Origin of the sequence: Pseudomonas vanderleydeniana (assembly GCF_014268755.2) — a bacterium.
In the GTDB taxonomy this organism is placed as follows: Bacteria; Pseudomonadota; Gammaproteobacteria; order Pseudomonadales; family Pseudomonadaceae; genus Aquipseudomonas; species Aquipseudomonas vanderleydeniana.
The window spans coordinates 3103996-3122027 of sequence record NZ_CP077093.1; the positions used below are offsets into that span (position 1 = coordinate 3103996).

General features: G+C 64.7%; 19 protein-coding genes. 6 read left to right on the forward strand and 13 right to left on the reverse strand.

The window, feature by feature from the left end:
* Window positions 1–2: 2 nt before the first annotated feature.
* Together HU752_RS14035 and HU752_RS14040 are read right to left on the reverse strand one after the other, a co-directional pair.
* Window positions 3–593 (reverse strand): amino acid synthesis family protein, encoded by a 591-nt coding sequence (locus tag HU752_RS14035; RefSeq protein ID WP_054061345.1) that lies wholly within the window; start codon window positions 591–593, stop codon window positions 3–5.
* Window positions 594–779: 186 nt separating this feature from the next.
* Entirely contained in the window at window positions 780–1697 is a 918-nt protein-coding gene (locus HU752_RS14040; RefSeq protein WP_186687839.1) for a LysR family transcriptional regulator, read from the reverse strand.
* A gap of 108 nt (window positions 1698–1805) precedes the next feature.
* Between HU752_RS14040 and HU752_RS14045 the strand changes: the two genes are divergently transcribed.
* Window positions 1806–2795, forward strand: coding sequence for an aldo/keto reductase (locus HU752_RS14045; RefSeq protein ID WP_186687836.1), 990 nt, complete (start codon window positions 1806–1808; stop codon window positions 2793–2795).
* A 59-nt stretch (window positions 2796–2854) separates the two neighbouring features.
* Here HU752_RS14045 and HU752_RS14050 read toward each other — a convergent pair whose 3' ends face one another.
* Window positions 2855–3133, reverse strand: coding sequence for a hypothetical protein (locus tag HU752_RS14050; protein ID WP_186687834.1), 279 nt, complete (start codon window positions 3131–3133; stop codon window positions 2855–2857).
* Between the two features lie 207 nt (window positions 3134–3340).
* On the opposite strand from HU752_RS14050, the gene HU752_RS14055 reads away from it, so the two are divergent.
* Window positions 3341–4597, forward strand: a complete 1257-nt coding sequence (locus tag HU752_RS14055; protein ID WP_186687832.1) for a 3-phosphoshikimate 1-carboxyvinyltransferase — start codon at window positions 3341–3343, stop codon at window positions 4595–4597.
* Between the two features lie 13 nt (window positions 4598–4610).
* Here HU752_RS14055 and HU752_RS14060 read toward each other — a convergent pair whose 3' ends face one another.
* The gene (locus tag HU752_RS14060; RefSeq protein ID WP_186687830.1) at window positions 4611–5261 is read right to left on the reverse strand and encodes an HAD-IA family hydrolase; all 651 of its coding nucleotides are present in this window, start codon (window positions 5259–5261) and stop codon (window positions 4611–4613) included.
* Between the two features lie 256 nt (window positions 5262–5517).
* Between HU752_RS14060 and HU752_RS14065 the strand changes: the two genes are divergently transcribed.
* The 4 genes from HU752_RS14065 to HU752_RS14080 all read left to right on the forward strand — a co-directional run bounded on the left by HU752_RS14065 (window position 5518) and on the right by HU752_RS14080 (window position 7948).
* A complete protein-coding gene (locus HU752_RS14065; protein WP_186687827.1) occupies window positions 5518–6294 on the forward strand; it encodes an alpha/beta hydrolase in 777 nt (258 codons plus the stop codon).
* 72 nt (window positions 6295–6366) lie between these two features.
* Window positions 6367–6570, forward strand: coding sequence for a hypothetical protein (locus HU752_RS14070; protein ID WP_186687907.1), 204 nt, complete (start codon window positions 6367–6369; stop codon window positions 6568–6570).
* Window positions 6571–6773: 203 nt separating this feature from the next.
* The gene (locus tag HU752_RS14075; protein WP_186687824.1) at window positions 6774–7073 is read left to right on the forward strand and encodes a putative quinol monooxygenase; all 300 of its coding nucleotides are present in this window, start codon (window positions 6774–6776) and stop codon (window positions 7071–7073) included.
* Between the two features lie 44 nt (window positions 7074–7117).
* Entirely contained in the window at window positions 7118–7948 is an 831-nt protein-coding gene (locus HU752_RS14080) for an NADPH-dependent oxidoreductase (RefSeq protein WP_186687822.1), read from the forward strand.
* Window positions 7949–8116: 168 nt separating this feature from the next.
* On the opposite strand, the gene HU752_RS14085 is transcribed toward HU752_RS14080, so the two are convergent.
* The 9 genes from HU752_RS14085 to HU752_RS31960 all read right to left on the reverse strand — a co-directional run bounded on the left by HU752_RS14085 (window position 8117) and on the right by HU752_RS31960 (window position 18018).
* Entirely contained in the window at window positions 8117–8920 is an 804-nt protein-coding gene (locus HU752_RS14085; RefSeq protein WP_186687819.1) for a PA4824 family protein, read from the reverse strand.
* Window positions 8921–8932: 12 nt separating this feature from the next.
* Window positions 8933–9280 (reverse strand): DUF2493 domain-containing protein, encoded by a 348-nt coding sequence (locus tag HU752_RS14090; RefSeq protein ID WP_186687816.1) that lies wholly within the window; start codon window positions 9278–9280, stop codon window positions 8933–8935.
* Entirely contained in the window at window positions 9268–10986 is a 1719-nt protein-coding gene (locus HU752_RS14095; protein ID WP_186687814.1) for a Na/Pi cotransporter family protein, read from the reverse strand. Before HU752_RS14095 ends, HU752_RS14090 begins: the two co-directional genes overlap by 13 nt.
* A 24-nt stretch (window positions 10987–11010) precedes the next feature.
* A complete protein-coding gene (locus HU752_RS14100) occupies window positions 11011–11226 on the reverse strand; it encodes a hypothetical protein (protein WP_186687811.1) in 216 nt (71 codons plus the stop codon).
* Between the two features lie 75 nt (window positions 11227–11301).
* Entirely contained in the window at window positions 11302–14028 is a 2727-nt protein-coding gene (gene mgtA / locus HU752_RS14105; RefSeq protein WP_186687809.1) for a magnesium-translocating P-type ATPase, read from the reverse strand.
* Between the two features lie 285 nt (window positions 14029–14313).
* Window positions 14314–14613, reverse strand: coding sequence for a hypothetical protein (locus HU752_RS14110; RefSeq protein ID WP_186687799.1), 300 nt, complete (start codon window positions 14611–14613; stop codon window positions 14314–14316).
* 363 nt (window positions 14614–14976) lie between these two features.
* Window positions 14977–15825, reverse strand: a complete 849-nt coding sequence (locus HU752_RS14115) for an urea carboxylase-associated family protein (protein ID WP_186687796.1) — start codon at window positions 15823–15825, stop codon at window positions 14977–14979.
* A 16-nt stretch (window positions 15826–15841) separates the two neighbouring features.
* Window positions 15842–16516, reverse strand: coding sequence for a GntR family transcriptional regulator (locus tag HU752_RS14120; protein ID WP_186687793.1), 675 nt, complete (start codon window positions 16514–16516; stop codon window positions 15842–15844).
* Window positions 16513–18018 (reverse strand): amino acid ABC transporter permease/ATP-binding protein, encoded by a 1506-nt coding sequence (locus HU752_RS31960; protein WP_186687790.1) that lies wholly within the window; start codon window positions 18016–18018, stop codon window positions 16513–16515. Before HU752_RS31960 ends, HU752_RS14120 begins: the two co-directional genes overlap by 4 nt.
* Window positions 18019–18032 lie beyond the last annotated feature (14 nt).

An 18032-nucleotide genomic window follows, 5' to 3' on the forward strand; every position in this document is an offset into this window, starting at 1 on the left:
GATTACTGGGCTTTCTCGGCGGCCAGCTCTTCCAGGTCGATGTAGCGGTTGCCGATGCGTGGGTGCAGGCGGCCGCCGTCGGCGCAGCCCAGGACCACGACGATTTCGTCGGCACGTGGCGCGTCTTCGATCTGCATTTCCAGGGTGATGTAGTGCGAACGCAGGCCTTCGTCATCCTTGTGCATCATCGGAATCTGGATCGAAGTGCCCGGGCCGCCGCGCTTGTTGGTGAAGCTCAGGTAGCTCTTGGCCTTGACCGCTTCACGGTAGTGGTTGCCAAAGCGCAGGGTGTGGATCACCGCCGAAGCGTGCTCGATCTCGCCATCGGCGCCGACGACAGCGGCCTTGCCGTAGGCTTCGATTTTCTCGGCACCGCCAATGGCCTTGACCAGGCGCTCGACCATCAGGGCACCCAGGTCGGAGCAGTTGGCACGGATTTCAGGCTTGAGGTCTTCGACGAAACCACGGCCCAGCCATGGGTTCTTGATCACGACCGCCAGGCCGATCATGGTCACCGGCTTGTCGGTGGCCTTGCCGCCTTCGATGAAGGTTTCCTCGATGTAGCTGACGATCTTGCGGATTTCGAAACTCATAAGGGGCTCCTCGGTTGTGTGTCGGTCTGTTGGTATGATGGTATACCATAATATTGGCTGCGCAAGCCCCTTGAACGAGTTTGTGTTGCACGAGGATGACCGAAGGTCGGAATAACGGGCTGAAGGCCCGTGTTTGAACGCTTTCGGGGGAAAGCGGGGCCGGGTGGGGAACACCCGGACGGAAGGTCAGAAGGGCCGATCGGGCAGGTTCTGTTGGCGAATCATTTCCATCAGTTGGCGCAGTCCCGGTTGCGATTGGCGCTGGCTGGAGTAGTACATGCACAACGGCGCACCGAGGCAGGACCACTGTGGCAGCACCTCCTGCAGGCGGCCGTCGCGCACCTCGTCGCGCACCCGCCATTCCAGGCAATAGGCGATGCCGACTCCAGCCAGGGCGGCATCGATCACCGACTGGCTGTCGGCGGCACTGAGCATGCCGGGCACGTCGAGGCGCAGCTGGTTTTCACTGTTGCCCAGCTCCCAGCGATAAAGGGTGTTGTCGCCCAGGCGCATGCGGATGCAGGCATGCTGCAACAAGTCCTGCGGTTCCCGGGGCGCCGGGTGACGAGCCAGATAGTCGGCTGAGGCGACCATCACCCAGCGCAGTTCCCCGGTCAGTGGCACGGCGATCATGTCCTGGGGCACCGTCGCGCCATAGCGGATACCGGCGTCATAGCCTTCGGCGACGATGTCGACCAGCCGGTCCTCGACCATCAGCTCCAGCTGCAACTGTGGATAGGCCGCCATGAACGGGCCGAGCACCGGGCTGATCAGCAGTTTTGCCGCATCGCGGGGCACGTTCAGGCGCAGGCGCCCGATTGGGGTATCACGGTAGCGATCCAGTTGGTCGAGTGCCCCCTGGATGGTCTCGAACCCCCGGGACAGCTGTTCGGCCAGCAGCGCACCGGCATCGGTCGGCTCCACCGAACGGCTGTTGCGGTTGAGCAGCTTGACCCCCAGGCGGGTTTCCAGGTTGCGCATGGTGTGGCTCAGGGCCGAGGTGGTGACCCCCAGCTCATGCGCTGCCTGGCGAAAGCTGCGGCGGCGGATGATTGCCATGAAAACGTTGAGATCTGCCAGTTCGGAGCGGTTGAAGCCTGCCATCGGTGAGCCTTTGCAAGACAAGTCGGGTCAATGGGGTGTTGAGCCCCATTCAACCATGGATGAACTAAGGTAACCGTTTTCTTCCTTCGATTCTGCGAGAGGTCCTTGATGAGCATCGAACACATCAGCATTGCCGGTATCGACAAACCGGTTTCGCGTATTGCCCTGGGCACCTGGTCCATGGGCGGCTGGATGTGGGGCGGGGCAGATGACGCCGTATCGATCCAGACCATTCGCCACGCCCTCGATAGCGGTATCAACCTGATCGACACCGCGCCGGTCTATGGCAAGGGGTTGTCCGAGGAGCTGATCGGCCAGGCGCTGCGCGGCGTGCGCCACCAGGCGGTGATCGCGACCAAGGCGGGCCTGCAGTGGGATGACGGTTCGGTGCGCCGCAATGCCACGGCCAGGCGCCTGCGCCATGAGGTCGAGGATTCGCTGCGTCGGCTGGAAACCGACTACATCGACCTGTACCAGATTCACTGGCCCGATCCGTTGGTGGCCCAGCAGGAAACCGCCGAGGAGCTGGAAAAGCTGCGCCAGGAAGGCAAGATCCTCGCGGTCGGCGTGAGCAATTACTCGCCGGCGCAAATGGATGAGTTCCGCCAATACACCGCCCTGGCGACGGTGCAGCCGCCCTACAACCTGTTCGAGCGGGCCATCGACAGCGACATCCTGCCGTATGCCCGCCAGCACGAGATGGTGGTGCTGGCCTACGGCTCGCTTTGTCGTGGCCTGCTGACCGGCAGCATGCACGCCGAAACGGCCTTCGCCAGTGACGATGTGCGCAACCACGACCCGAAATTCCGCGCGCCACGTTTTGCCCAGTACCTGGAAGCGGTGGCGGCGCTGGACCTGTTCGCCCGTGAGCGGCACGACAAGTCGGTGCTGGCCCTGGCCTTGCGCTGGGTGCTGGACCAGGGCCCGACCATCGCCTTGTGGGGCGCGCGCAAGCCTGAGCAGTTGAAAGGGTGCGAACAGGCCTTCGGCTGGAGCCTGTCCGCTGACGACCTGCAGCAGATCGATCGCATCCTGCTCAACACTGTCAAGGACCCGGTAGGTCCCGAGTTCATGGCGCCCGGTACCCGCCAGGGCTGACCGGCCGGCTTGCCGACGACGCTTCGGTCCTCGTCGGCGAGCGGTTCCTCCACGGTGGGCTAGCGGCAGCTGGCCACTGTCACCTTGCAGCTGCCTGGCGTACCGCCCGACTCGGCGGCGTAGCGCCGGCAGTTGTCCAACGACTTGACGCTGGCGGTCTTCACGTTCGGCCCCCAGGCCAAGCCACCCACACCCGTCGTCGGCACCGCCTTGGCATAGCAGGGATAGCCGTTGACTGGCGTCTGGTGCCCGGAGCAGCCGGCGATCATCGAAAAACCGCAGGCCAGCAGGAGCAGGCGGGGCAGTGGCAGCAGGTGGGGTCGGCGGTATCCGGTCATGTCGGGTTCGTTATCGATAGAAAGAGTCGGCCTTATTGTCCTGTGTTATCGATTAAGCGCAAGACCCGCCAGCCAGACAGTCCCGCGCTTGTGGCACGCCTTGCCCGACAGAAACGGATGATCCGATGGTCGCATTAATGGCATCATGGCGGACTGTCGAGGCGCACGAGCCTGTGCGCGTACCTTTCGAGCCTGGAGAGTTGATCAATGGCTGTGCAGCAAACCCTCACCGTGATCCCGCCGAACGCGTCCCTGAACGGCAAGGTGACGCCACCCGGTTCGAAATCGATCACCAACCGGGCCCTGTTGCTCGCCGCCCTGGCCAAGGGCACCAGCCGCCTGTCCGGCGCGCTGAAAAGCGATGATACCCGCCACATGTCCAATGCCCTGCGGCAGATGGGCGTGACCATCAGCGAACCCGACGACACCACCTTCGTGGTCACCGGCAGCGGCCAGTTGCAGGTGCCTGAGCAACCGCTGTTCCTGGGCAATGCCGGAACCGCGGTGCGCTTTCTGACCGCGGCGGTGAGCACCGTCAACGGCACCGTGGTACTCGATGGCGACCACTACATGCAGAAGCGTCCGATCGGTCCGCTGCTCGACGCGCTGGGCCGCGCCGGCCTGGATGTCGCAAGCCCGACCGGTTGCCCACCGGTGACCGTGCGCGGCCAAGGTCGCGTGCAGGCGCGGCGTTTCGAGATCGATGGTGGCCTGTCGAGCCAATACGTGTCGGCCCTGCTGATGCTGGCGGCCTGCGGCGAGGAACCCGTGGACGTGGCGCTGACCGGCAAGGACATCGGTGCCCGCGGTTATGTCGACTTGACGCTGGCCTGCATGCGCGCCTTCGGTGCCCAGGTCGAGGAAGTCGACGAGACCACCTGGCGGGTCGCGGCCACCGGCTACACCGCCTGCGACTATCAGGTCGAGCCGGATGCGTCGGCCGCCACCTACCTGTGGGCAGCCGAAGCGTTGACCGGGGGGCGTATCGACCTGGGCGTGGCCGGTGAAGCTTTCACCCAGCCGGATGCCAAGGCGCTGGACGTGATCCAGCAGTTCCCCAACATGCCGGCGGTGATCAATGGCTCGCAGATGCAGGACGCGATCCCGACCCTGGCCGTGCTGGCCGCGTTCAACCGCACGCCGGTGCGTTTCGTCGAACTGGCGAACCTGCGGGTCAAGGAGTGCGATCGGGTCCAGGCGCTGCATGACGGCCTGAACGAAATCCGCGCCGGGCTGGCGGCGGTGGAGGGCGACGATCTGCTGGTGGCGGCCGACCCGGCGTTGGCCGGCAGCCACTGCAACGCGTTGATCGACACCCACTCCGACCACCGCATTGCCATGTGCTTCGCCCTGGCCGGACTGAAGGTCTCCGGTATCCGCATCCAGGACCCGGATTGCGTGGCCAAGACCTACCCGGACTACTGGAAGGCCCTGGCTTCGCTGGGTGTGCAGTACGCTTCGTAAAACCGTTGCCTGATCAGGCCTGGACCAGCGCCAGGCCCTGATCGTTGCTGTCGACCGTGACCCGGCGGTAGTTCACCAGCGTCGGGTGCGGTGTCTCCAGCGGGTGACTGTGGGTCGCGGTGATCACCGCCACGGGCATGCCCGCCGCTTGCGCCGCGCCAATGCCGGCGGGCGCATCCTCGAAAATCAGACACTGCGATGGCTCGACGCCCAGTCGCCGGGCGGCCAGCAGGTAGCCGTCCGGTGCCGGTTTGCCGCGGCTGACGTCTTCGGCGGTGATCACCAGGTCCGGCAGCGCAATGCCGGCGGCGGCCATGCGGCTCTCTGCCAGGGCGCGCGGCGCCGAGGTCACCACGGCCCAGCGGTTGGCGGGCAGGGCAGCGAGAAATGGCAGCGCCCCCTCGATGGCGACCACGCCTTCGACGTCATCGATCTCGGCCTGGGAAATGGCCGCAGCCTCACGTTCGACGTCGATACCGGGCAGGTTCTGCCGGCGGACGGTGTCGATGCAGCGTACGCCGTGGATGGTCTTCAGGAAGGCGGGTACATCGAGCCCATGCCGGCGTGCCCAGTTGCTCCAGACGCGCTCGGTGGCCGCCACCGAGTTGAGCAGCGTCCCGTCCATATCGAACAGAAACGCCGCGAAGCGCTGACCTTCAAACATGCCGTGTCCTCCTTTGGGTAAAAAAACATGCTAACACGCACAACCTGCGGGGTAGGCGGACGGGCGGCGCTCCCCTTGCTGGCGATAGCGATCTTACGGGTGCCACAAGGCAGGCGAGCAATCACTGCCAGGACTTTTTCAGCAAGCCGTGGAATAACGGTGGGCCGCGTTCGTCAGACCTGGGAAACCCGCCTGATACAGCAGGAGCTTCAGGTCGGCGCCTGTGAAAACCGATCCCTATTGCGAGACGAACCTGATGAAACTGTCCAAGACCCGTTCCCTGTTTGCTGCCGCTTCCCTGGCATTGCTGGCTGCCGGTGGCGCCAATGCCGCCCCGGCCGCTTCGATCCACAACATCGTGCTGGTCCATGGCGCGTTCGTGACCGGTGCCGGCTGGAAGCCGGTCTACGACATCCTGGTCAAGGACGGCTATCACGTCTCGATCGCGCAGCACCCGCTGACCGGTTTCCAGGATGACGTGACCGCCGTCAAGCGTATCCTGGCGATGCAGGATGGCCCGACCATCCTGGTCGGCCACAGCTATGGCGGCGCGGTGATTTCCGATGCCGGTACCGACTCGCACGTCGCGGGCCTGGTCTACATCGCCGCGCACGCCCTCGATATCGGCGAAACCGAAGCGGCCAACGGCAAGCTGTACCCGAATGCGACCAAGGCGGTGAAGAAGACCGAAGACGGGTTCCTCTATCTCGATCCGGCGTTCTATCCCGCCGACTTCGCGGCCGACCTGCCCAAGGCCCAGGCCGAGTTCGAAGCCCGGTCCCAGGCGCTGACCTCGGCCTCGGTGTTCACCACGGCAGCGACCTCCGCCGCCTGGAAGACCAAGCCGAGCTGGTACGCTGTCGCCAAGTCCGATCGCATCATCAACCCGGACCTGGAGCGCATGTACGCCAAGCGCGCCAACAGCCACACCATCGAGATCCCCGGGGCCAGCCATGCGGTCTACGAGTCGCACCCCAAGGAAGTGGCAGCCCTGATCGAACAGGCGGCCCAGCACGCCCTGGATGGCAAGTAACCGGCCAGCAGGGTACTTGCTACACTCAGGGTTCAACGCCCGGACGGCCCGGGCGGTCGATGCGAGGTGCGTATGGATACCCAGCCTGCTGGTATGACCGTTCCGTTTTCACGCTACCCCTTGGGCATGATGCCCTGGCGTGAGGTGCCGGCGCCCGAGGAGGATGACGTCGTCGAGGAGGAGGTGGACGATGAGCCCCCACCGCAGACCTGGAAGCATCCCGAGGATGGCAAGGAGATGCCGGAGCGCGACCGGGAGACACCGCTCAAGCCCTGACGATGACGCCTGATACGGCCGTTGCCCGCCCGCCGGGTGGGCAACGGATCGTTCCCGGACGGAGCCGGTGCTGTTCGCAGATCGCCCGAAATCTGTCCGCAAGTGCCGGTTCAGAGCCTTTCGCCCTTGCTGGCTTGCGGCAGAGGGATCATCATCGTCCTCCCGAGTGCCTTTGCACCCCATTCCCATTCAGGTGAAGATCCATGAACCATGCCATTCGTGTCGTTGCCATCCTTCAAGCCAAGCCGGGCAAGGCTGCCGAGCTGGAGGCCGTGTTGAAGGCCGCCGTGGTGCCATCGCGTGCGGAAGCCGGTTGCCGTGAGTACACGCTGCATGTCGATCGCGAGAATCCCGGGCGTTTCGTCTTCGTCGAGACCTGGATCGACATGGCGGCAATCGAACACCACCGTGAAACCGAACACTATCGGGTCATGGGGGCTGCGGCCGCCGACCTGGTCCAGGACAGGCAGGTCCTGCTGCTGGACGAAGTACCCGGACAGTAATATCGCCGCGCAGGGACGCGTCCATTTCCCTTTCGAGATTGACCATGACCGTGCTGACTTCTTCTTTTGATGCCCTGTGGCAGGCGCGTTACGGCCTGCCACTGTCCGAGGCTGACCTGCCGCACAATGCGGTACTGCAAAGCCTGCTGGAGCACCGCTCGGTCCGGGCCTTCCTGCCCGATGCGCTGCCTGCCGGAGCACTGGAGGCCGGGGTGGCCGCAGCCCAGTCGGCGTCCACTTCGTCCAACCTGCAGGTGTGGAGCGTTATCGCGATCCGGGACCCGGCGCGCCGGGCCCGCTTCGCCGAGTTGTCCGGAGGCCAGCGGCATATCGAGCAGGCGCCGTTGTTCCTGGCCTGGGTACTCGACCTGTCACGCCTGCGGCGCCTGGGGGATGCCCGGGAGCAGGCCACCGACGGCCTCGACTACCTGGAGACCTTTGTCGTGGGCAGTGTCGACACCGCGCTGGCCGCGCAGAACGCCGCCGTAGCCTTCGAGTCGCTGGGGCTGGGTATCGTCTACATCGGTGGCATGCGCAACCATCCGGAAATCGTCGCCGAGGAACTGGGCCTGCCGGCTGGCAGCCTGGTGCTGTTCGGCATGTGCGTCGGCCATCCCGACCCGGCCTTGCCGGCGACGGTCAAACCGCGCCTGCCGCAGAGCGTGGTGTTGCATCACGATCGTTATGGCGCGACCGATGAACTGCAGCAGTGCCGTGCCTACGATGAGCAGATGCAGCAGGCGCAGAGCCGCCAGGGGCGGGCAGTGCAGCCCTGGTCCGAGGCGGTGGTGCAGCGTGTGGCGGGGCCTGCTTCGCTCAGCGGTCGTGACCGGCTGCGTGAGGCGGTCGCGGCGCTAGGGTTCGAGTTGCGCTAGTGTCCGGTCCCTGAGGATGGTGGTGTTCTCAGGGGCCTCTCGCGGGCAAGCCACGCTCCCACAGGATTGCGGCGTACGCAGGTTTTGCGAGCAATGCGCGACTGTGGGAGCGTGGCTTGCCCGCGAGAGGCCCTGGCAGGCAACCCATAAACGCCGGCCTCTCCTCATTCAGAACCGCAAGGTAGCCCCCGTGGTGAACCAGTGATCCTGGTCGCCATTCAACTGTCCGCCCGCCACCAGGTCGATGTCGAGCTTCTGGCCGATGTGCAGGCGTGGGCCCGCTTGCCAGCCCTGGTCGCCGCCCTCCTGGCCGAAACGCTCGGCCACCAGGGTCAGTGCCGGTGCCAGGTCGTACTCCATGCCGGTGCCCCAGGTCAGCCGGTGCTTCTGCTCACCGTCGTCATAGACATGGCTCCAGCCGCCGCTGAGGGTCAGGCGCAGCGCTTCAATCGGTTTGTAGGTCAGCGGCAGGGCCAGGTCGATACCGTCGTAGGCATGGCGTCGACCGGTGGCGAGATGCGCCTGGGCCAGTATCGCGCTTTCAAGGCCGAGGTCCTCGCGGCTGAACAGCGACGCCTTGAGGTGCGGGCTGAATAGGGTCTGGTGCTCGCCGTCGTGGCGGCTGCGGTTGATATCGGCGCCCAGTTGCAGGGACGGCAGGCCGGTTGGGGTACAGTCCGCCGACAGTACGGTTTCGCCGCTGGAGGCCTGGTGCCGGTTGCTCTTGTACCAGGTGTCGACGTTGCATGCTCCGGGGGCGTTGATGGCGCCGTCGTCGACGACGTAGGCACCGCCGGCGGCATGGGCCTTGGCGTAGATCGACAGCAGGGCGAAGGTGCCCAGGGTCGCACCGAGGAACGCCAGGGTCCCGCGCAGGGTACGTCGTCGAGCGCGTGGCAGGGCCTGGTAAAGAGAGACGTGGGTAGTGGTGTGCAACGAACGCTCGGTCCGGGGTTGAGGATGCTTGTGCATGAGGGGGCTCGCTCAATCGTCGATCGAAAGGGTTTCAATGCCGCTGGCCCTGGCCTGGGCCACCAGCTCTTCGGTGTCGCTGCCGCCAGGGAAGGCGATCACCCGGTCCGGTCCGCTGTCCTGCAGCATGAACCGGTTGCGGCGACGTTCGGCCTGCTTGCCGTAGTGTTGCCAGTTGGAGGGGTAGCGCACGATGTGGACGCCGGTTTCCCGGGCCCAGTCCTCGAGGGTGCTGCCCAGGTGCTGGTTGCCGCCATGCACCAGCACCGTGAGCGGGTGCTGTGCGTGGTAGGCCTCCAGCACCTGGCGGCACAGGGCGGCGTTCATGTAGTAGCGGCCGGCACAGATCAGGACGCGCATGGAAGGTCATCCTTGTCGTTCGGGTGCCGTTCGCCATCCCGGACCAGCGTTGGGCCGGGTGTCTCCGGCGTTTCGTCCAGCCCCGGGAAGTGCTCGCCGGCCCGCTCCAGCACCGGATAGGCCAGCGCGGCGATGTGGTGGTGGACCCGCCGGTAATCGCGCAGCACCCGTTGGAAAATGTCCCCGGACTCGGCCCAGGCGCTTTTGTCGGCGCTGAGCTTGCGAAAGTGCTCGCGACTGGCGCTGGCCTCCAGTCGACGAATCGCGGCCTTGCGCGCGACCAGGTGGTGGGCGCTGGCAATGTCCTCGCGCAGGAACACGGTGATGGCCAGGCTGAGGCTTTCCAGCAACTCATCGTGCAGCCGATGAATATGCCCCAGCTCGAACTTCGAGAAGTTCTCGCCACGCCGACGCCGACGCGCGGCCAGTTGCGCCAGGCTGCTGGCAAGGATGTCGCCGGCGTGCTCCAGGTTGATCACGAACATGAGGATCTCCTGGGCGCGATCGGCATCCTCGTCGCACAGGCCATCCTGGCCGATGTCCGCGAGGTAGGCGCGGATGGCGGCGCTGAGCAGGTCCAGCGACTGGTCCAGCTGCCTGATCTGTTCGGGGGTGGCCTGGGCCTGGTGCTCGAACAGCCTGAGCATCTGGCTGAACATCACCGACAGCATGTCGGCCAGGCGCAGCGCTTCGCGCACCGCGTTGGACAGGCCGATGTTGGCCACTTCCAGCCCGGCTTCGTCGAGGTATTGCGGCATGCCCGGGTCGGCTGCCGGTTCAGGCGCCGGCAGCCAGCGGGTCAGCAGGTTGGCCATGGGCTGCACCAGGCCCAGGAAACCCAGGCCCAGCAGCAGGTTGAAGGCGGTGTGCAGGTACACCGCCTGGCGGTCCGGGGCGAGCCCCGAGGCCTCGAGCAGCGGACCCAGCCACGATACGCACGGCAGCACCAGCGATGCCCCCAGCAACCGTACGGCCAGGTTGCCCAGGGGCAGGCGCCGGGCGACCGTCGTGCTGGCGCTCATGACCGGCGGCAGGGCGCCGCCGATGTTCGCGCCCAGCACCAGGGCCAGGGTGGTGACCGGCGACATCACGCCGGTGCCGGCCAGTGAAGCGATCAGCAGGATCACCGCGACGCTGGAGTGGCAGATCCAGGTCAGCAGGGCGGCGACCAGCAGCGCGATCAGGATATCGCCCTGCAGGCCCTGCATCACCGCATGAAAGACCGAGGTGTTTTCCATCTGGCCGAGCACGCCGCCCAGCAGGTTCAGGGCCAGCAGCATCAGCCCCAGGCCGATCAGCGCGCAGCCGATGCTCTCGTAGCGCGAGTCATCGCGCAGGCGGAACACCACGAAACCGACCAGCAGGACGATGGGGATCGCCAGCGAGGTGTTGAAGCTCAGCAACTGCGCGACCAGTGTCGAGCCGATGTTGGCGCCGAGCATCACCGCCAGTGCCGGCGCGAGGCTCAGGGTGCCGGCGGCGGTGAATGAAGTCGCCATCAGGCTGACCGCCGTACTGCTTTGCAGGATGGCGGTCAGGCCGATGCCCGAGAGCAGGGCCTTCCAGCGCCTGTCCAGGTTGCGGCCCAGGCCGTTGCGCAGTTGGGTGCCGAAACCGCGCAGCAGGGCGGTGGAAACCATGTGGGTGCCCCACAGCAACAGGGCGATGGTGCCGGCGAGTTTGATCAACAGAGTGGTTCCAGACATGAGGGGTCTCCCTGTGCTGGTGTATTACTTCCTGGGTGGGCGTAGCAGCCTCACCGAGGCACGACTGATGGTGCTGGACAACGCCAGCAGGTAGCGCATCTCGATACTCGTCAGGCGCCTGCGGACATACAGCCTGACGGTGATGCGCCGGACGAACCGGGCGGCCTGGCTCAGGCACAGCACCGCCAGTGCCCGGCAGCCGTAGTCGAGGAAGGCGAAGGCTTTTTCCAATGGATTCATGGCAGTCTCCCGGGGTTATCCGGTGGGTTTGACGGTGAAGGCACCTGCGCTTGCGCAGGTACCTTCAATGCGGTGTCAGAACCACTGCCTGAAGCGGCGGATGTAGAACGTCTTCATGGTCTGGGCCAGCACGCAGTAGGCGAGCAGGGTGCCGACCAGCCACGGGAAGTAGCTCATCGGCAACGGCACCAGGCCGACCAGCGTGCCCAGTTGCGAGAACGGCAGGTAGATGCCGATGGCGACCGCCAGGCAGGTCATGACGATGATCGGCAGCGCCGCGGTGCTCTGGAAGAACGGGATCTTCTGGGTCCGCAGCATGTGCACGACCAGCGTCTGCGACAGCAGCCCCTCGACGAACCAGCCGGACTGGAACAGCGCCTGCATTTCCACACTGTTGGCGGCGAACACGTACCACATCAGCGCAAAGGTGGTGATGTCGAAGATCGACGAGGTCGGCCCGATCCACAGCATGAAGCGGCCGATGTTCTTCGCATCCCACTTGCGTGGCTTGCGCAGGAACTCCTTGTCCATCTTGTCCCACGGCAGGGCCAACTGCGAGATGTCGTAGATCAGGTTCTGCAGCAGCAGATGGATCGAGAGCATGGGCAGGAACGGGATGAACGCACTGGCCACCAGCACCGAGAACACGTTGCCGAAGTTGGAACTGGCGGTCATGTTCAGGTACTTCATGATGTTGCCGAAGGTCTCCCGGCCCTTGAGCACACCTTCCTCGAGCACCATCAGGCTCTTTTCCAGGAGGATGATGTCGGCCGACTCCTTGGCGATGTCCGTGCCGCTGTCCACCGAGATACCGACGTCGGCATCGCGCAGCGCCGGGGCGTCGTTGATGCCATCGCCGAGAAAGCCCACGGTGTGCCCGTTCGATTGCAGGGCCTTGAGTACCCGCGACTTTTGCAATGGAGTCAGCTTGGCGAAGACCGTGCGTTCCTCGACCCGCAGCTTGAGGGTGGCGTCGTCCATGTGCTCGATGTCCTGGCCGAGCAGCGGCAGGCCTGGCTCCAGTCCGACCTCGCGGCAGATCTTGCAGGTGACCACCGCGTTGTCGCCGGTCAACACCTTGACCGCCACGCCGATGTCGCGCAGGGCGGCAATCGCCGGCCCCGCGGTTTCCTTGGGCGGGTCGAGGAAGGTCAGGAAGCCGCGGATCACCAGTTCGCGCTCGTCGGCGGTCTTGTACTGGGCCTTGGCCTGGCCCTCGGGGATATCGCGGGTGGCCACCAGCAGGACGCGGAAACCGTCCTTGTTGTAGTCGTTGGCCAATGCCAGCAGTTCCTGGCGGCGCCGCTCGTCGAGCGCGACCACCTCGTTGCCTTGCATCACGTGGCTGGAGATGGCGAGCATTTCCTCGACCGCGCCCTTGCAGACCAGCAAGTGATCGCCAGCGCTGTCCTTGACGATGATCGACAGGCGCCGGCGAACGAAGTCGAACGGCAGCTCATCGACCTTGCTGTAGGCGAAGGGCTCCTGGAATTTGGGGTTCTGTTGGGAAAACTGCAGCACGGCCTGGTCCATCAGGTTCTTCATGCCGCTCTGGTGGTAGCTGTTCAGCCAGGCCAGGCCGAGGACTGCGTCGTCGCGCTGGCCGTTGCTGTCGACATGGTGCTCCAGGATGATTTTGTCCTGGGTCAGGGTGCCGGTCTTGTCGGTGCACAGCACGTCCATCGAGCCGAAGTTCTGGATCGCGTTGAGGCGCTTGACCACCACCTTGCGCCGGGCCATGGCAACCGCGCCCTTGGCCAGGTTGGCACTGACGATCATCGGCAACATTTCCGGGGTCAGGCCAACAGCCACAGCCAGAGCAAAGAGCAGGGCATCGCCCCAGTCACCCTTGGAAAAGCCGTTGAGCAGGAACACCACCGGCACCATGACCAGCATGAAGCGGATGAGCAGCCAGCTGACGCTGTTCACGCCGCGGTCAAAGGCGGTCTGCACCCGCGAGCCGACGATGGCCTTGGCCAGCGAGCCGAAATAGGTGCGCGGGCCGGTGGCGACCACCACGGCCTTGGCGGTGCCGCTGACCACGTTGGTGCCCATGAAGCAGATGTTCTGCAGGTCGAGGAGGTTGCCCAGGTCGGCCGTCGTTCCGGTGGCGGACTTCTGTGCGACATCACCGAGGGTGTCGTACTTTTCCACCGGGAGTGCTTCGCCGGTCAGCACGGCCTGGCTGATGAACAGGTCACGGGACTCGATCAGGCGGATATCCGCCGGGATCATGTCGCCGGCCGACAGGTGCACGATGTCACCGGCTACCAGTTCGCGCATCGGAATCTCACGCAGGGTGGGCTGGCTGCCCAGTTGCTCGCGCCGTAGCACGGTGGCGGTGGTGCGCACCATGGCCTTGAGGGCCTCGGCGGATTTGGCCGAGCGGTATTCCTGCCAGAAGCGCAGGCCGCTGCTGAGGCTGACCATGGTCATGATGATGATGACCTTGGTCAGGTCGCCGTCTTCGCCTGCACGCTCGGCCAGCCAGAAGTCGGTGAAGAAGCTGATACCGGCGAGGATCAGCAGGACGTAAATGAAGGGATTGTTCAGCGCATGGAGGAACTGGACCAGCGCGTGAGGCGGCTTGTCGTGGGCGACTTCATTGAAGCCTTCGCGTTGCAGGCGGCCTTCGGCATCCAGCTCGGTGAGACCGTCGCGGCTGGCGCGGACATTGCCCAGGGTGGTGGCCAGGTCCTGCTGCGATTCGCGGGCAGCGCGCATCGACAGGCGAGGGGTGTCCTTGCCGTTCTGCGGTTTGTTGTGGAGGTGTTGCCGTGGTGGAGTCTTGACGTTGCTCATGGGATGCCCCTGTCACGTGTTCGCGACCAGGCATGTGCGGCTCACCGAATGAGAGGCGAGCGAATACCTGCCGAGTCGCGAACGTGCGATCGATTCGAATATGGGTGTTGGGGGATATTTAACGTTCGCTGCCCATCTGCGGAAAAACGACAGGCAGCGAACCGACTACTGGCTTCGTCCATAATAACTTTCTCGATATTCATTAATTAACGGGCAAAGAAATCCCGTGCACTTAAAAATTGCGAAAGTGCATGTTTGAAAGTTGTCTTCGCTGGCGCCGGATAATTAGGCGGCGCGAACCTCGACGGCGCCTTGCCGGGTTTTACCCATGCGCAGTGAGGGTTGCGCGAGCACGCTACTCTGCGGGTCCTGGCTGTCATCGAAGCTCCAGCGTTGCTGCAGCCGGCCGGTGGTCGGGCAGATGCGCCAGCCGATGGCCGCGCGAGGCAGGGCCTGGCTGCTGGAGGAGGGAACGGCGAACAGCGCGCTGGGCCGCAGGGCAACAGTGGGCTCGCGGGACAGCTTGACGCGCATGCTGGAAGCAAAGGCGCGAACGCCTGGCATTACGGAGGATTTGAAAGTCATAACACACCTCGCGACCGGACTGGCGCCGGCAGAGGCGAGTTACGTGGGAGCACTAGGCTCTGGCGCAGCTCACCCGACTGTGCGTCGAGTCCCGTCATTGTTTGGGTTAAGCGCCCGATGAACCGCGCTCGCGGTAATCGGACTGCGTCTAGATACTGTGTCCATTGGGTTCTTTTTTAAGTTGAAAAAGGGGCCTGTTTCGCAGGCAGGGCAAATTTACTCAGCAAGAACTGTCAAGTCAATTAAAAATAAGCTGTTTTGTTACATATAAGCTGAATGGCAGCTGAAGTACCAGGCAATTGGATATGAAGTTGTTTCCCGGACGGGTGGGGAACCCGCCGTCATGGCAGGCTCCCGCAGCCGTTACTCCCAATCGGCCTTGCCGATTGCCAGTCCATGCAAGCCGTTATAGCTGGCGCGCTCGGGCGACTTCCAGCCTTCGAGCAGGCTTTCTTCCAGCTGATAGACCTCGACGCCCAGCGGCCGGCACACGGACAGCGGGTCCTGGGCATCCGGCCCCCACATTGGCAGCGACAGGTCGCCACCCGGGCAGGTCGACAGGGCGCAGAGCACATCGATCTCGGCGAAGAACTCCAGGTAGTCGCCTTTCTTGGCCGGGCAGGCTTTCATGAAGTACATGTCGTCATGGTTCAGGCCGGTGCACTGGAAGATGTTCAGCACATCGTGCACGTCGAACTCGGTCAGCCCATGAGGCAGCACCGCGCGGGTCAGGTTGGAGTGGCAGTGGTGGTGGAAGTCCTCGCCGGTGAGCATCTTGTTGACGTAGGGATCGCAGCGGGTGCCGAGCAGGTCGTGCAGGCGCCCGCCGTGTTCGTCGATGCCGTAGTCGGCCAGGCTGTCGTCGGTGATGGTTACCAGCGGCCGCAGGAATGGCAGGTTCGACCACAGGCGATCATGGGTGGTCACGTGCGCGCCCTGCAACTGGCGGGTGCGGGCAGCCCACAGGCGCTCGCGCGGATCGTTGGCGTTCCAGATATTGAAATCGCCGACCTGCGGGCCGACCGGCGCGGTGACACGGAACACGTGGCCGGCCGGCACCTTCCAGGCGCGGCCGGTGCGGATCGGAACCTCGAACGACTCGACCAGGGTGCGGGCGTCCTGACGCTCGCGGATACGGTCGTAGAACGGCTTGTCGACCTGCAGGGCCGAGCCTTTGCTGACCTGGTAGGCGGCTGGGTAATCCTTGTACATGGGTGGGTCTCCGGTTTCAGGAACGGGGTGGGTGGTTGAACAGATCGAGCAGGGCATGCTCGGAATCGTCCAGGTAACGGGTCATCGCTTCGGCGGCGTCATGGCGACGGCCGTCGGCGAGCAGGTCGTGGATCTGTCGGTCGCGCTCCAGCCAGGGGCGCTGGAAGTTCTCTTCATCGGGGGCCACGGCGAACACCAGGCGCATCTGCGCGGCGATGTTGGTGAAGAAGGCATCGAGCAACGGGCTGCGCAACAGCCCGATGATGTGCTGGTGAAAACGCAGGCTGTGGGTACCGAAGGCCTGCCAGTCTTCGCGCTCGCGGGCCAGTTCGGCGGCCTCGATGGCATCGAGCATGCGGTCGGATTCGTATTCGCGCAGCGGCTTGCTGCCCAGGATCGCCTGGACCTCGAGGGTGCGGCGCACAAGGAACAGGTCGCGCACTTCCGGCACGCCCAGGCGGCGGACCATCACACCCTTGTTGCGCACGTAGGTCGCCAGGCCCTCGTGGCCGAGCTGGTGCAACGCCTCGCGCACGGTATTGCGCGAGGCGTTGTAGCGTCCGGTGAGTTCGGCCTCGACCAGCGCCATGCCGGGCAGCAGCCGGCCGCCGATGATGTCCTCGCGCACCTCGCAGGCCACCTGGTCGGCCAGGGACAGGGTTTCGCCGGTTTTTTCCGTGGTCTTGGTCATGCCAGTTGCACATCCTTGAGGAAGCGGCTCATCCGTTCGCTGCGGTTTTCCAGCAGTTCGCGTGGCGCGCCGGCCTGGACGATCTGCCCGCGCTCCATGAACACCACGCGGTCGGAAACCTGGAAGGCGAACTTCATTTCATGGGTGACGATGACCATGGTCATGCCTTCGCGGGCCAGGTCCTCGATCACCTTCAGCACGTCACCGACCAGCTCCGGGTCCAGCGCCGAGGTCGGTTCGTCGAACAGCATCACCTGTGGCCGCATCGCCAGTGCCCGGGCGATCGCCACGCGCTGCTGCTGGCCACCGGAGAGCTGGTGCGGGTACTTGCCGGCGTGCTCCCGCAAACCCACCTTGGCCAGCAGCGACAGGCCCAGGGCCCGCAGTTCGGCATCGTTGGCGTGACCATGGTGGCGTGGTGCGAGCATGACGTTCTCCAGGACCGTCTTGTGCGGGAACAGGTTGAAGCCCTGGAACACCATGCCCACCTGGACGATGCCATCCATGTGCAGGCGAGTGCCCAGGCTGCCGCCGTCTTCGTGGCTGCCGCGCAGGAACGGCGCGCCGCACAATTCGACCTGGCCGCGATCGAGCCCCTCCAGGCCGTTGAGGGTGCGGATCAGGGTGGTCTTGCCCGAACCCGATGGACCGATGATCGATACCACCTCCCCGAAGCGGATGTTCAGGTCGATGCCCTTGAGCACCTCCAGTTGACCATAGTGCTTGCGCGCACCGGTCACCCGCAGGGCATACTCGCCGCGGCGTGCGGTGTTCTCCTGGCGTGCCGGAGCCACCTGCGCCGGGCTGTCGGCAATCACCCTGGGTTGGCGGCGCGTCACGTCCAGATGCTGTTCCAGGCGTTGGAGCAGATAGCTGAAGACCGTGACGATCAATACATAGTAGAAGGCCACCGCCAGCATGGTCTCCATGACCAGGAAGTTCTGCGTGTACAACTGCTGACCCACCAGCAGGATCTCCGACAGCGAGATCACCGACACCAGTGAGGTCAGCTTGACGATGGTGATGTACTCGTTGGCCAGGGTGGGCAGGGCGACCCGCAGTGCCTGTGGGATGACGATCAGTCGTTGCACGCCGGTGTAGCGGATGCCCAGCGCCTTGCCCGCCTCCAGTTGGCCCTTGGCGACGGCCAGCAGGCCGCCGCGATGGATCTCGGCGATGTACGCCGCTTCGCTCAATACCAGTGCGATCAGGCCCGCGGCATAGGGGTTGGACAGCAGCGCGCTGGTGCTCGGAAACACCTGCGGCAGGTTGTAGACGAAGATCAGCAGCACCAGCAATGGCAGGCTGCGGAAGAACCAGATGTACAGGGCCGCTGCCCGGTTGAGGACGCGGTTGCCCGACTGTCGTGCCAAGGCCAGCACGAAGCCGAGCACGATGCCCAGCAACCAGGTCTCGACACTCAGCTCCACCACGGTGCCGACTGCCTTCCAGAAATCGCCGTTGACCAGCAGGCTGGCGGCGTAGTGCCAATCGAATTGCATGCTCGACACTCCCG